14 protein-coding genes are annotated in these 15,179 nt (G+C 42.7%); all 14 read left to right on the top strand.

The window, feature by feature from the left end; genetic code table 11:
• The first annotated feature begins 8 nt into the window (after positions 1-8).
• The 14 genes from B9N78_RS00395 to B9N78_RS00460 all read left to right on the top strand — a co-directional run bounded on the left by B9N78_RS00395 (position 9) and on the right by B9N78_RS00460 (position 15,138).
• Complete coding sequence (locus B9N78_RS00395) at positions 9-407, top strand: response regulator (protein WP_085096712.1); 399 nt, start codon at positions 9-11, stop codon at positions 405-407.
• Entirely contained in the window at positions 404-1,303 is a 900-nt protein-coding gene (locus tag B9N78_RS00400; protein ID WP_085096715.1) for a sensor histidine kinase, read from the top strand. The genes B9N78_RS00395 and B9N78_RS00400 overlap by 4 nt, the downstream gene beginning before the upstream one ends.
• Before the next feature lie 15 nt (positions 1,304-1,318).
• Entirely contained in the window at positions 1,319-1,753 is a 435-nt protein-coding gene (locus tag B9N78_RS00405) for a response regulator (protein WP_085096718.1), read from the top strand.
• A gap of 25 nt (positions 1,754-1,778) precedes the next feature.
• Entirely contained in the window at positions 1,779-3,305 is a 1,527-nt protein-coding gene (locus B9N78_RS00410; RefSeq protein ID WP_085096721.1) for an ATP-binding protein, read from the top strand.
• A gap of 16 nt (positions 3,306-3,321) precedes the next feature.
• Positions 3,322-4,263, top strand: a complete 942-nt coding sequence (locus tag B9N78_RS00415) for a sulfite exporter TauE/SafE family protein (RefSeq protein WP_085096724.1) — start codon at positions 3,322-3,324, stop codon at positions 4,261-4,263.
• A gap of 99 nt (positions 4,264-4,362) precedes the next feature.
• Positions 4,363-6,657 carry a hybrid sensor histidine kinase/response regulator gene (locus B9N78_RS00420; RefSeq protein WP_085096727.1) on the top strand — a complete coding sequence of 765 codons (2,295 nt, stop codon included), beginning with the start codon at positions 4,363-4,365 and terminating at the stop codon, positions 6,655-6,657.
• A 256-nt stretch (positions 6,658-6,913) separates the two neighbouring features.
• Positions 6,914-8,416 (top strand): ATP-binding protein, encoded by a 1,503-nt coding sequence (locus B9N78_RS00425; protein WP_085096730.1) that lies wholly within the window; start codon positions 6,914-6,916, stop codon positions 8,414-8,416.
• Positions 8,401-9,819, top strand: coding sequence for a sigma-54-dependent transcriptional regulator (locus tag B9N78_RS00430; protein ID WP_085096732.1), 1,419 nt, complete (start codon positions 8,401-8,403; stop codon positions 9,817-9,819). Before B9N78_RS00425 ends, B9N78_RS00430 begins: the two co-directional genes overlap by 16 nt.
• 233 nt (positions 9,820-10,052) lie before the next feature.
• Positions 10,053-10,469 carry a response regulator gene (locus B9N78_RS00435; RefSeq protein WP_085096735.1) on the top strand — a complete coding sequence of 139 codons (417 nt, stop codon included), beginning with the start codon at positions 10,053-10,055 and terminating at the stop codon, positions 10,467-10,469.
• Complete coding sequence (locus tag B9N78_RS00440) at positions 10,462-12,177, top strand: sensor histidine kinase (protein WP_085096738.1); 1,716 nt, start codon at positions 10,462-10,464, stop codon at positions 12,175-12,177. Before B9N78_RS00435 ends, B9N78_RS00440 begins: the two co-directional genes overlap by 8 nt.
• Positions 12,178-12,250: 73 nt before the next feature.
• On the top strand, positions 12,251-12,682 hold the full coding sequence (locus tag B9N78_RS00445; RefSeq protein ID WP_085096741.1) for a response regulator: 432 nt from the start codon (positions 12,251-12,253) through the stop codon (positions 12,680-12,682).
• A gap of 11 nt (positions 12,683-12,693) precedes the next feature.
• The gene (locus B9N78_RS00450; protein WP_085096744.1) at positions 12,694-13,065 is read left to right on the top strand and encodes a response regulator; all 372 of its coding nucleotides are present in this window, start codon (positions 12,694-12,696) and stop codon (positions 13,063-13,065) included.
• A 96-nt stretch (positions 13,066-13,161) separates the two neighbouring features.
• Complete coding sequence (locus B9N78_RS00455; RefSeq protein WP_085096749.1) at positions 13,162-14,424, top strand: sulfite exporter TauE/SafE family protein; 1,263 nt, start codon at positions 13,162-13,164, stop codon at positions 14,422-14,424.
• 3 nt (positions 14,425-14,427) lie between these two features.
• Positions 14,428-15,138, top strand: a complete 711-nt coding sequence (locus B9N78_RS00460; RefSeq protein WP_085096752.1) for a hypothetical protein — start codon at positions 14,428-14,430, stop codon at positions 15,136-15,138.
• The last annotated feature ends 41 nt before the right edge of the window (positions 15,139-15,179 follow it).

The raw sequence follows: 15,179 nt of genomic DNA on the forward strand, positions 1-15,179 counted from the left end.
GAGGAACTGTGTCCAGAATAAGAGTGCTTGTAGTGGATGACGAACCTGATTTTTTAAAGTTGATAAGCCGAAGACTAACGAAGCGGAATGTGGATGTTGATGTGGCAAATAACGGACAGGAGGCTTTGCAGTTTATGTCTAAAAATCCAGTCAATGTCGTAATTCTGGATGTCAGAATGCCGGGGCTTAGCGGCATTGAAACTCTTAAGGAAATTAGACGCAGATATCGGGATACTTCGGTTATTATGCTTACCGGCCATGGGTCTGTTCAGTCCGGAATAGAAGGCATCAGTCATGGTGCATACGACTATATCCTCAAGCCGTTTTTAATTGATGATCTGCTTGAAAGAATACGCGCAGCGAACGAACACGCGGAGCTTAAGCGGCAGAGCCGGAGTGTTTCATGAATCTGAACAAAACTAGAAGAATTATCCAATTGGGACAATACGCATACCCCTTGTCGTATTTGGTAATATTGATTGTTGCTTATGAATGGCCCTTTGTCGGAAGTGTTGCCGCGGTTTTAGCCTCCATCGGTTTGTGGATGATTCTCAGGTCTTCATTCAGTTCGCTGGTGCGTGCCTGCGATGAACAGGCAGATCTTAAAAATCAGCTTGTACAATCTCAAAAAATATCTGCGCTCGGCGAAATTTCAGCAGGTATAGCACATGAGATTAATAATCCGCTGAATGTAATCATGCAGGAAGCAGAATTAATGCGGATAAACCTTTATTCAGATCCTACCCATGAGGAAATGGATGAACTTCGTGAAAGTCTGGAAGTTGTTTTTAAACAGGTCGAACGCTGCTCAGATATTACCCATAAATTGCTTGATTTTGCACGAAAGAGGCGGCCGGTTACACAAACCGCGGATATTAACAGGCTGCTGCTGGATATGTTGACCTTAGTTCAAACGGAGACTGATGCTAAGAATATCAAGGTCGTAAAAAAATTCAGCTCTGATATCCCGAAAATTAAAACAGATCCTCCTTTGTTGCGGCAGGTTTTTCTTAATCTTCTTAACAACGCGGTTCAGGCTGTAGAAGGTAACGGCGAGATTGTTGTAACCACTTGGAGTTGTGACGATATGGCATTCGCGCAGATCAGTGATACCGGCCCCGGGATTCCTGAAGCGCAACTTAAGCAAATATTTAATCCTTTTTATACGACCAAGCCGCCAGGAAAAGGCACAGGGCTGGGGCTGTCGGTCAGCCTTCGGATTGTAAATCAGCTTGGCGGTTATATTACTGTAGAATCGGAACAGGGTATGGGCGCATCCTTTACTGTTCATGTTCCCGTTTAATATCAGGAGGATATAATGGAACAATCTCCAAAAGCTATTGTTAAGGTTCTGGTTGTTGATGACGAGGAACGTTTCCGGAAAACAACCGTGCGGATGCTTAATGAAAAAGGTTTGATGGCGGATGAAGCTGCTGACGGGGCTGCAGCTCTTGAAAAACTTGCGGAAGGTGATTTTGATGTTGTTCTGCTTGATATTAAAATGCCCGGGCTCTCCGGTGAGGAAACTTTTCAGAGAATTCATGAGAATTGCTTTGATGTGGAGACTGTTTTTCTTTCAGGACATGTTTCCCTTAACAGGGCTGTAGATTTAATTCAGCACGGAGCATTCGATTACCTCCTTAAACCTGCTTCATTTCAGGATATAGTTAAAAAAATTAATCAGGCATATGACCAGAAAATGCTCCGCAACGATAAGATAGGCATCCACGATCTTTTGAATAACCCTGAATAACCATGTGTAATCATGGAGACATCTCATGACTGAATTTTCTCAAGATAATATGAGGCTCTGTTATTGGAACGGTTCAATGAATCCGTTTATTATAGGAATTGTCGGAGTCGGCCCGGGTTTGAAAGTCCTTTTGGATATTATCAACAATGAAGTATTTAGAGAGTTTCTTCCTGAGATGACATTGGTAGCAATTAGTGATGTTCACCAAAAGAAGGACACTCTTGCGCTTGGTGAACTTGGTATTCCTATATACAGCTCCTATGCTGAGATGCTTGAGATTCATCCTGATATTAATCTTGTTATCGAAATGACCGGTAACAATGATATGTTTTCAAGTATTAGAAAATATCTACCTGAATCAGTATCATTAATGGATCATCGCGAAATCGTGTTCTTTTGCGGTCTGCATGACATGGCCCTTGTGAAGGGTAACTATAAGAATAATCTTGCTCAGCAGCAGGTTCTGATTCAGTCGATTATTGATGAAATACGGGAAGATATATTTCTTATGGATAAAAACGGAAGTGTTGTGGATTTAAACAGTGTTGTCTGGCGCAGGGCTGAAATTCCAAAAAGTGATTTGATAGGTAAAACCTGTTGGAACGCCGCACGCCAGCGTGACGGATCTGTTTTCTGTGATAAGTTTGATTCTGAATGTCCCTTCCATAAAACTTTAAGGAGCGGGCAAAAAGAAGAATCACTTGTTACAAAAGTGAATAAAGACGGCCTGCTGCAATATTACAGACTCTATGCGTATCCTGTTTTTGATATAAGGGGTGAAATGTCTCATATTATGGTCATGCACCGAGATATTACTGAACGTACCAATCGTGAAAAGCACCAGAATCAGCGGGACAGGTTAGCTGTAATCGGCGAAATGTCCACGTATCTGGCTCATGAAATCCGCAACCCGCTCTTTGCAATCGGTGGATTTGCCAATTCATTATTTAAGTCTTCGACCCTTAATGAAAAGGATCGTGAGAAGGTACAGATAATTGTTGAAGAGACAAAGCGGCTGGACAGATTACTCACGAATATGCTTAATTTTGTGCGATCCTCTCATACATCAAGGAAGGAACTGAATATATTGGCCGTCGTTAAGAACGCCGCGGAATTAATGTCCATCGGTTACGGTCAGCGCGGGTATAAAATTGAGGTCTGCTCCGTTTCTCCTCTTCCAAATGTTCTAGGAGACGAAGATGCTTTGAAGCAATGCACTGTTAATCTTATAAAAAATGCAGTTGAGGCTATGCCTGAAGGCGGGGTGATTACGCTTAAGCTTGATTTGAACGGTGGCGATGTTGTTTTGCAAGTGACTGATACCGGGGTAGGTATGAATGAGCATGAGCAGGACCGTGTTTTTAATCCTTTCTATTCCACAAAAGAAGACGGAAGCGGGCTTGGACTGGCAATGATTAAGAAGATCGTTGAGGAACTTGGCGGCCGAGTTAAGCTTGCAAGTAAACCCGGTATCGGAACAACTGTTTCGTTGTTTTTACCTCCGGCCCTTGATGTTGCGGTCACAGAAGCAAACGAAGTTGCCGCAACCTAGTATTTAAGGAGAAAATATGTATTTTGCCACAGCCGGAATCGAAGTTAATCCTTTCATACCACCTCTGGTTGCGTTCGTAGTATCCTTTTTTACCTCAATGGGGGGAGTTTCTGGAGCATTTTTATTGCTGCCTTTTCAAGTTTCTTTTTTAGGGTTCACGACACCTTCGGTAAGTGCAACAAATCAGTTATTTAATATTGTGGCTATCCCTTCAGGTGTAATCCGTTATGTCCGGGAAGGGCGTATGGTTTGGCCTCTTACTTTTGTAGTTATTGTTGGAACGTTGCCCGGGGTGCTTATCGGCGCAATTATCCGCGTTAAGTATCTTCCTGATCCCGGTAATTTTAAGATTTTTGCCGCAGTGGTAATGCTATGGATAGGTTACAAGTTGCTGATGGGGTTGGTAGGCAAAGGAAATACCAATGATAAAAAAGAAGCTGAGAAACGTTTTCAGAAATTGCTTCTTCAGTATCGCGAAAGGACTGACCGTGATGAGAATACTTCCGCTGTACAGGTCCGCACTTTTTCCATGAAGCGCATTGTTTATGAATTCTATGGGGAAATATATGATTTCTCTACCGTGGGGATTCTGTCTCTTTCTCTTGTGGTCGGAGTGGTTGGCGGAATCTATGGAATCGGCGGCGGATCAATCATCGCTCCGTTCTTTGTAGCTGTTTTCGGATTGCCTGTTTATACTGTTGCGGGAGCAGCTCTTATGGGAACTTTTGTTACCTCGGTTGCAGGCGTTGCCTTTTACCAGATTATAGCCCCGCTTTATCCAGAACAGGTTATCGCGCCTGACTGGGGGTTAGGCTTTCTTTTCGGAATAGGCGGTTTATTCGGTATGTATTTCGGAGCACGATGCCAGAAGTTCTTTTCTGCAAGTTTAATTAAGTGGATGCTTTGCGGCGTCATTCTTTTTACCGCCGGTAAGTATCTGTGTGAGTTTTTTATTTAATATATTACCCACTCGCGCTGTTTTTTAATCTCCTCCTTGTGAAGATATTTTATACGTAGTATCTTAAAAGAGAGGTGTTTTAAAAAGAGCGGGGTTTTTATGCCGGAATTTAAACATATTCAGACTCAACTCAGGTCTATTACTCAGGTTGTGTCTTGTGAACTGGAAAGGGTAGAGGATTTCCTTTATTTTTTAGATTCTCTGACGTCCAAGCTTTTTATTGAAACGGAGCATGATCGCACCGTAATAGCTCACTGGCTCAGTGAAAATGATTTTGCAGTGGGGGAAGACGGCTTCTTTTTAAGTATCTCCCAGCTTGCAGATTTCAGAAAGAGAAAACTGGTCGGTGATGCTGTAAGTTTTTCGTGGCCCCCTGATAAAATTGATGATGAAATTGCCAGGTTCCATCTGTATTGCCTTCACAATATCGGTGATATTCTTGCATCCATGCATGAGAGAATTCCTAGTGCCGTCTGGATATATTATCAGGATGTCACAAACACCGCTTTGCAATTCCCCTACATTGATCAGATACAAGCTATTACTCCAGATTTTGACTGGTCTAAATACCATACTTTCGCCTCAGTCAATCCTGAAGTAAACCCGGAAAGAGAAGTTCGCTGGTCGGTGCCACATGTGGATTACGCAGGACGGGGATTGATAGTTGCCGCGTCGATTCCTGTGTATATGGAGCATGATTTTGTCGGCCTGTGGAGTATTGATATAAAGGTGGAAGGGCTGGTGCGCCATGAGATTCTGGCGGCAAGCCGGAAGAGTCAGCTGACCTGCATTGTTAATAAAAGCGGGTCATTAATTGCCGACAGCAGAGGCATATTCACAAAAGAAATGGATAAAGGAGAAATAGCTCTTATTAATTTTAATGATATTCATGAATGCTTTGAAAATATAAACCTGCAAAAATTTTTTGAATCAAAAAATGGATATAGAAATTTTAATTCCGCTAGCGGATCATTTCAGGTTCACTGGCAGAGAATAAATTCCATGGACTGGATGTGTATCACAGTTCTCTCGGTTCATGAATTAATCACTACCGCCAAAGGTCTTTTCCAAAAAGCATTCGTCAGCCTTAAAAAAGGTGATTCAGAACCGCTTATAGAAACGGATAATTTCCCTGATGAAATGCTGGAGATGGCACATTCATATAATGAGATGGCCCATAGTCTGGATAAAATGCGCAAACAGATTTTGAACAAAAATCTTGAACTTATAAAACAGAAAAAGAAAGCCGATGCCGCAAATAAGGCAAAATCGTCTTTTTTGGCAAATATGAGTCATGAGCTCAGGACTCCGTTAAACGGGATTGTAAGTATGCTCTATCTTATCAAAGAAACTGAACTTGATGAGGAGCAGGCTAATTACGTTAAGCTTACTATTCAATCTGCAAAAAGGCTGACAGATTTGCTTGGGAATATTCTTGATTTAACCAAGGTAGAATCCGGTGAGGTTAAGCTGGTAGAGAAACAATTTGAATCTGCAAGATTATTTGAAGCAATAGAGCCGCTTTTCGGTCCGGCATGTAAGCAGCGCGGTCTAAAATTAAAATTGCATATGGACAGCTCCGTTCCTGCAACTCTTGTAGGTGATTCTTTAAGGATCAGTCAGATTCTAAATAACCTTGTGGGGAATGCTGTTAAGTTTACCGAGCGAGGAAAGGTCAGCGTTGCGGTCCATTTGCTCCCGGATACCGCTCCTGATGTTTCTAGAATTCTCTTTTCTGTGTCGGATACCGGCATCGGTATGGAAGAAGCAAATATTGAAAATTTGTTCGGTATGTTTATTCAGGCGGATGAAGGATATCAACGTTTATATCAAGGGGCCGGTCTGGGATTGGCAATTGTCAGACAACTTGTGTTGCTGATGGGTGGAAATCTTTCTGTCACAAGTAAAGTTGGAGAAGGGTCTTCTTTTTATGTGTCCATCCCATTCAAAAAAGGCAGCAGCAAACCGCTTCCTGCCGAAGCATGTTCAACAATGAATATTTCAGAATCATGCAATTATTCAATACTTGTGGTCGAAGATGAAAGAATAAATATGATTGCTATTAAAGCAATTTTAAAGAAGTCAGGCTTTAATGTCGGTACCGCTGAAAACGGGCTTGAAGCATTAAAAGAATTGGAGAAAAAAAGATATGATCTGATTCTGATGGATATCCGTATGCCGCTTATGGACGGGATTGAGGCGACCGTTGCTATAAGAAACGGGCGCGCAGGGGATGATAATATTGAGATCCCGATTGTGGCTTTAACCGCTTATGCAACAGCAAACAGTAAAAATGATTTTTTGAGAGCAGGCATGAACGATTATCTGTCTAAGCCTGTTGAGATTGACAGCCTTTTAAAAACTATTATGAAGCTGTTGAAAAAAAATTCATAGTTGCGCAGATTAACAAGCCTCTTAAATTCATTTATGATACTCACAAAAGTTTTGCTTAGCAGTGGCATTCCAGTCTTTTCAGGCATATTTCTTTGTATGAAGCAGTGGACGATTGCTGAACTCTTATTAAAAGCAAACTCAGATTAACCTCTTGAAGTAATGCAAATATTAAAGTTATAAAACAGCTTCAAGCTGAATTCGTGCGTTAATTGCAATTCAATAAACCAGTAATAATTAAGCGATAAAGTTTATAGTCATGCCAGATAAAATAAAGTTGGGGTCTAAGCACATTTCATTGCGCGCCAAATTACTATGTTTGTTGATAGGCCTTGTTGTAGCGACTTTAGCGGTTGCAGGGGTGACGCTATGGTATGTTTATGCCACTCAGCACCTTTTTCAGCATATGGAAAAATCCGATATCGGAGCATTACTTTCCGCACAGGGACTTGAAAAAGAGTTGATGGCACAGCAGGGGCTTACAACATACTATTCACTGGATCATGATGACAAATGGCTTGTCCGCCTTGAAAATCACAATAAACAGTTTGAAGCTTTGTTAAATAAAGCCAGAGAGACAAATTATTTAGATCAGGGACGGACTATTCTAAACAACATTGAGTCGGATTATCTTCATTATATTTTTTCTCGAAATGAAGTCATCAGTTTGTATAGTAAAAATCTCAACAAAGAAGGAGTTGAACTGCATCGGAAGATTCGTGCACGTTTTCAGTCAATTTATGACCTTTGCGAGCAATACAAGCAGTTGCATCAGGAACAGATCAGGTCTGCCGCTGTAAATTACAAAAAGCAGGCAAAGGTTTTGACCGGTTTGTCTCTTGCTTCAGTTCCGCTGTCCGCGTTCCTTGCTGTGTGGATCGGTTTTATTCTCATCAAACGTATACTTGATCCTATTCGCCATTTGGCCCTGCTGGAAGAAAAAGGTGTACCGGATTTTCTTTCCGGTGAAGTCGGTGCATTGTCCGAGCGCATGCAGAATCTGCTTGATGATGTTGAAAATGCTTACGAGATGCTTCAACATAGTCGTGACCAAGTTGCGCAGTCCGAGAAAATGGCCACAGTCGGCAAGCTCGCCGCAGGAATGGCGCACTCAATCCGCAATCCGCTGACCTCGGTGAAAATGCGTTTATTCTCGCTTGAACGCAGTCTTGATCTTGATGCTGTTCAGAAGGAAGATTTTGAGGTTATTTCCGAGGAAATCAGACATCTGGATACCATCATAAGAAATTTCCTGGAATTTTCCCGTCCACCAAAGCTGCGGCCTCAGTTGGTATCTCCGTCTGAACTTGTAGACAGTACTCTGAATTTACTCAGCCATCGTCTTGAATCTTGCGGCGTGGTTGTAACTGTCTGCCGCAACGAAAATTTACCGGTTGTTAATGCTGATCCCGAGCAGTTCAAAGAAGCTCTTATGAATTTAATTTTAAATTCCTGTGAAGCCATGGTTGATGGAGGTAAAATCTCAATTACGGAAGATTCTATGACCATCGCTCCCTACGGTAAAATGGCAACTCTGACTATTGTTGATAATGGTCCGGGCATTCCGGCTTTATTCAGAGATGATATTTTTAAGCCTTTTTATTCTACCAAAGAAGAAGGCACGGGGCTGGGGCTATCTATTTCCAATCGCATTATGATTGAACATGGCGGATGGTTGCATCTTAAAGATTCAGGACCGCAGGGGACATCATTTGTAATGGCTTTACCACTGAAGGATGCAAGTACATGGCTGAGATCCTGATTGTAGATGACGATTTTCAACTGCGGCAAAGCTTTGAAAAGCTTTTGACGCAGGAAGGACATATTGTGCGTATCGCTTCTTCCGGTGAAACCGGGGTCGCGGCCGTGACTGAGTCTGTGCCGGATCTGGTTATTATGGATATGCGTATGTCCGGAATGACCGGCCTTGAAGCATTCCGGCTGATGCGGGAAAGTGCGCCGCGCATGGCTGTTATTATCATGACAGCTTTCGGGACAACTGAAACCGCGATCGAAGCCACTAAAATGGGGGCCTACGATTATATTTTAAAACCGTTTGATATTCCTGAAATGCTGGCCCTGATCCGTCAGGCTTTGGAAACATCGAAACGGAGCAGGGAACATACAGACACACGGGAACAAGTCGCTTCGGCAACTAACCAGTTACTTGGCAGCAGTCGTGCTATGCAGAAGGTTTATAAATCCATAGGCCGTGTTGCCGCAACAGACGCTCTAGTACTTATCCGCGGTGAATCAGGAACCGGAAAAGAGTTAGTTGCTCAGGCCATTTATAAACATAGCTTGCGGCAGGATAAACCTTTTCTGATTATCAACTGTGTTGCAATTCCTGACACTTTACTTGAATCTGAATTATTCGGATATGAGAAAGGAGCGTTTACCGGAGCAAACCGGAGCCGTGCAGGGCGGATTGAACAAGCCGCGGGCGGGACTGTTTTTTTAGATGAAATCGGAGATATGCCGCTTAATATTCAGGCTAAAATTCTCCGTTTGCTGCAGGAGAAGCAGTTGGAACGTCTGGGTGGAGGAAGTTCCATTCCGGTTGATGTCCGCATTCTGGCAGCGACGAATCGCGATCTTGAAAAAGCGGTGGCAGACGGTGAATTTCGCGAAGATTTATATTACAGGCTTAATGTTGTTACCATCAGACTTCCTAAGCTCTGTGAACGTGGTGAAGATGTATTTGAACTTGCAAATCATTTTTTAGACCATCTCAGTGCCGAAATGGAAATGCATAACCCCGGACTTTCTGAAGATGGTAAAGAGTTTCTAGTTACGCATGAATGGCCCGGCAATGTCCGTGAACTTTCAAATGCGATTCAGAAAGCTTTAATTTTCAGTCGCGGCGCACCTATAACACGTGGTGAGCTTACGCAGGTCGTCGGGCTCAGCTCTGACAGGCATACGCCATCTGATATTTCAGAGGATGCTTTCAAGGCAGAAATAAGACGCGTGCTTACAAAACATGCCGGTGAAAACGGGTTCGAGATGCTTATGGATTACGCCGGACGTCTTGTTGTCGGCGAAGCTCTGGAAATTACCGGAGGCAACCGGACCCGCGCAGCCAAACTGCTTGGCATGACTCGTCCTACTTTGAATGCCCGTATTGATAAATACGGTTTGAGAACTCAAGTTAAAGTTAATTAATAAACCAAATTCAATCTGCTTAATAAAAGCCGTCGTCCATGTATATGGGCGACGGCTTCTTTTTCGTGTTGTAAAAAAAGCAGACACCTATACTGCTTTTTTTCTCTTTCACCATCTCTTTTCTTAAACAAATATTCAATTAATTAAGTATATTATATGTTAATATCTTTGCGTGTATTCTTGGCACAACTATTGCCAATATCCTTTTACAAGTAACCCTGCTGGAGGAATGGATGCAAAGGACTGAAGTCAGAATTCTTATCGTGGAACGTAACCGTCGGATGCGGGATTTTCTGCGGCGCGAATTTTCTAGGCGTAATTTTCTTGTTGAAGATGCAGGTAACGGGAATGAGTTATTTTTAAAACTCGATTCAGATATCACTACTCACCTCGTTGTGCTCGCTGTGAACACTCCTGAGGGTTTGGATGGAGGGTTGCTGCAACAGCTTGTAACCAATTATCCGAATGTCCCGGTTATCCTGCATAGCTATCTTGAAGAACTGTCCGAGGATCCTTTCCTCCAGAAGGTTGCGGGCATGGTTGAAAAAAGCGGTAATCCCGAGAACCTGACCAGAATGGTGTCAATTGTTTTAAATCGATATTATCCTGATTTAATTGAAAATGATGAGCCGGAGAATAATAATGTCTAACCGTTACTATCACGGTCTGGCTAAGAGTATGATGTTCACGATTATTCTCGTGTCGTTTACTCCGCTGCTTATTATCACGCTTCTAGCCGGCTATCAGTACAGCGTCGCTTATAAGGCTAAGGTTATAGCTCACTTGCGGGAACTTGTTCTCAAGCACGATCAAAATGTTGATTCCTATCTAAAAGAAAGAATAGCAGAGATACAGGTTTTAGCTGATCTGGAAGGCATCGATAATTTGAAAAATGAAGACCGCCTCAAAGCTTTGCATATTTCATTACTTCGTCATCATAGAGGAGATTTTGTCGACCTTGGACTTGTGAACAGTAAGGGGGTTCAGGTCGCTTACGCAGGACCTTTCAATCTTAGGGGTGCTGACTATGCAAACGCAGACTGGTTCAAGAATATTCAGGAACGACAGATATATGTCAGTGATGTTTTTCTCGGTCTCAGAGGTGTGCCGCATTTTATTATAGCCGTTCTTCTTGAGTCAGGCGGAGAGAAGTGGGTTCTGCGGACTACTCTCGATTTCATCGCATTTAATAAACTGGTGGAAGATATCCGCATTGGTGAAACAGGGCTGGCTTTTATTATCAACCGTAAAGGTGAATTCCAAACCACACCCCGCGAAGACCTTATTAAAGAAGTTCCTTATTTGAAAGAACTGGCTGCAGGAAAGAATGAATTCTCAGGATTGCTGAGACGCAGAGCCTCTATCAGCATCAAAACAAATCCAGCCACCGGACATGAGACAATTTTTGTAATCAGCCCTATTAAGAACGGCAATTGGTTGATGATATATCAGCAGGATGTAAGCGATGCTTTTTCCGATCTTAATCAGGCCAGAAATCTGGCGACTGTCGTCTTGTTGCTAGGCGGAGTAGCCATTATTGCAATGGCATATCTCATGTCTAAAAGGATGGCCCGCAAAGTTGAAATGTCTGATCTTGAAAAGGACATGATGAATGAGCAGGTCATTGAAGCTGGAAAGCTTGCCTCTGTCGGGGAACTTGCAGCGGGAATCGCTCACGAGATTAATAATCCGGTAGCGATTATGGTTGAAGAAGCCGGATGGATTCAGGATCTGCTCGAGGAAGGGCTGTATGTTGAGGACAATGAGCGTGAGGTTTCGCGCGCTTTGACCCAGATTCGCAGTCAGGGAACACGTTGTAAGGATATCACTCATAAACTGCTGAGTTTTGCACATAAAATAGATCCTACAATTATACGTGTCTGTTTAAATGATTTAATTCATGAAATGGCTGATCTGTGCGAACAGCGCGCGAAGTATGCCAATGTTAATATTGAAACCAGTCTTGCAGATAATCTGCCTGGAGTTGCTGCCAGTCCGTCAGAGCTGCAGCAGGTTTTTTTGAATCTCATCAATAATGCCATCGATTCAATGGACCCCAAAGGAGGGGAGCTTGATATCTCAACACGCTTTGAAGACGGTGTTGTAGTTGTCTCAATTTCCGATACCGGATGCGGTATTCCGAAGTCCAATCTTTCCAGAATATTTGATCCATTTTTTACAACTAAGCCTGTAGGCAAAGGGACAGGTCTCGGGTTGTCCATAATATACGGAATTATAAGTAAAATGAATGGTGAAATCACTGTGAAATCAGCTCTTGATAAAGGAACTGTTTTCACTCTGAAACTACCTGCAGCCAAAGATGAATCCGGCCGTCCGGATTTGGAGTGTGATGGGTAATAAACGAATTTCATAGGTGTGATTTGATAATTATTCGTTGTTTGTAAATTACAATAAAACAGGAGGTTATGCCATGTTAGCTACTATTCTTCTTATCGATGACGAGCATGGATTTGTGGACACCATGTCAAAGCGGCTCAGCAAACGGAGTCTGACTGTTCACACCGCTTATAACGGGCAGGACGGACTTGAGATCCTTGCAAATAATCATTCCATCGATGTGGTTGTCTTAGATGTCAAAATGCCGGGTATCGGCGGAATAGATGTTCTTAAAATGATCAAGACAGAGCACCCGCTGGTGGAAGTAATAATGCTTACAGGACATGCGACTGTTGAAAGTGCCATTGATGGCATGAAGAACGGCGCGTTTGATTACATGCTTAAGCCGTGTGAGATGGAAGAGCTTCTTGCAAAGATTAAAGATGCCTATCTGAAAAAGCAGTCTCAGGAAAATAAAATATATGAGGCTAGAGCGAGGCATATTGAATTGCGCAGAGGCGATTAAAGGGAGTTGTCATGTCCGTTCAGATGATCAGGGTCTTGATTGTAGATGATGAACGTGGGTTCACCGAGGTTTTGCAAAAACGCCTCGGTAAGCGCGGTTTGAAAATTGTGACTGCCGTCGGCGGAACCGTCGCAATTCAGAGTTTAAGGAAGAATGATTTTGATGTCGCAATTCTGGATCTTAAAATGGAGGACATGGATGGGATTGAGGTTCTTAAAATATTCAAAAAAATGGCTCCGGACATGCCTGTGATTATGCTTACCGGACACGGTTCCGGAAAAGCAGCCAAAGAAGGTATGGAGCATGGTGCTTTTGATTATCTGTTAAAGCCTTGTGATCTGGAAGAGTTGCTCGGAAAAATTCATCAGGCTGTTAATCGCTAAATTTGAAAAATCCTTCAGGCGTGAAGCGCATCAGAAGGTGAGAATAGTGGCAATGGTCAAGAATGAGGACATAAAAATTAAAATAAGGATAATCTTATGAATTTTGCACGTAAATTTTATACTGCGTTGCAGCAGGCAGCGATGGCCCATGCAAGGTGGGATCTGGAGGTCTCCACCAGTATTATCAGGGATAAGCGTAAAGTATGGCTTCTTGCTATACTGACCGCTTTAGGGCTGATGGTTTCACTCGCTTTTGCTGATGATCTTAATTTACCGGCAATGCTCGGCGGCAGCAAAGCCTATACTCCGGCTTTTTATACAACAGGTATTTTTGTGGCTTCTATCGCCATCGGTGTTTGCGCCGGTTTAATTACCGGATGTATCGGAGCAGGCGGCGGGTTTATTATTACTCCTGCGTTGATGTCGGCCGGAATTAAGGGTATTTTGGCAGTAGGTACTGACTTGTTCCATATTTTTGCTAAAGCAATCATGGGAACGGCTGTGCATAAGAAACTCGGAAACGTTTCGGTTGGACTTGCTGTTGCTTTCTTAGTTGGATCAGGTGCAGGCGTACTCGGAGGCGGGGTTTTGAACCGTATGATTTACGAGGCGAATCCTGTTGCGTCTGATGCTTTTATTTCCGTCATTTATGTTGTTCTGCTTGGCTTCCTGGGTATGTATGCAATGCTCGACTTTCTGCGCTTACGCAAAGCCGGAAACGGCGGTGACGCGCACGGAGGCGGAGGTAGCAGTTCAGGCGGTCTTCCTGCCAAGCTTCAATCTGCTCATATACCGCCGATGATTTCTTTTGATGAAGATTTAATTCCCGGCGGTAAGAAAATCTCCGGTCTGTTTGTTGCTCTCTGCGGGGTTATAGTTGGTTTTATGGCAGCTATTATGGGCGTTGGCGGAGGTTTTTTGACCTTTCCTATGTTCGTATATGTTCTAGGTGTAAGTTCGTTTACAACTGTCGGAACTGATATTTTGCAGATCATTTTCACAGCTGGATTTGCTGCAATTACTCAGTACGCAATTTACGGTTTTATCTTTTACACTTTGGCAATGGGAATGCTTTTGGGATCGCTTCTCGGTATTCAGATAGGAGCTCTCGTAACTAAGCTTGTTCCCGGATTATATATCCGTGGTTTTTACGCTTTGGCAATTCTTGCAGGATTTGTAAACAGATTGTTTGCTATGCCGTCAAAGCTTAATGATATGAAGATCCTGTCGATAAACCTGGATTTATGCGCCTTTTTAACAAATGTAGGTAATTGGTTGTTTTTCTTGACTATCGGGGTGTTTGCAGTGTGGGTTATCGGTACATTCCTGTCTAAAATCAAGGAATTGAGGGAGGGTTAGATTATGTTGATACGCGATAAAAAACATTTTTATACGGGGCTGACCCTTGCTTTAGGTTTTCTGGGGATTCTTTATTATATGTTTACCCCGAGTTTTAACGGTATGAATGCTTTCCATGCTTCAGATGGTTTGTTTAATTCTATATCCAAAGGGTCAACTTACTATATTCCTCAGGTCAAGGAAGGGATCAAAAAGTTTGATGGCAAGAATTTTGAAACAACTATTTTTGAAGATAAAATTAAGTTCATTCCATATGCTACTACAATCTTGGAAGCGAATGGTTTTGCAGTGACCAAATCCGGGCAGGGAATAACCGTTTCCGGCGATATAGGTGCGCTCATGATGCGCGCAACGGAAGACTCGGATGTTATGTTTAATAACAACGGGAATGTCCTTGAAGCAAAGTATGGTATGGACGCAAAGCAGGCTCTGTACGTATGGTGGCAGACAATGAAAGAAGTGAAAAGTTCTCTGGATCAGCAGAAGAAATTTCCACCTGCAACGTTTATAAGTAAAAACGTTATTAACCGGGCCATAGAAGTTGGTTACAACTATTACGGCATTGAGGGACAGCATGCTTCTGAGCGGTGGGGGATTATTCTTTTTTCACTTGTCTTCTATGTCATTTATACCATGTGGTGGGGCTATGCGATCTTCTTCATGTTCGAAGGGGTCGGCCTTGAGATGAAGTCCAGTAGAAAAAAAGAAATGTAATTTAACTGATTGAAAACTAATAATTATAAGCGGGTCGCGGA

This window comes from Desulfovibrio gilichinskyi (assembly GCF_900177375.1).
Lineage (GTDB): Bacteria > Desulfobacterota > Desulfovibrionia > Desulfovibrionales > Desulfovibrionaceae > Maridesulfovibrio > Maridesulfovibrio gilichinskyi.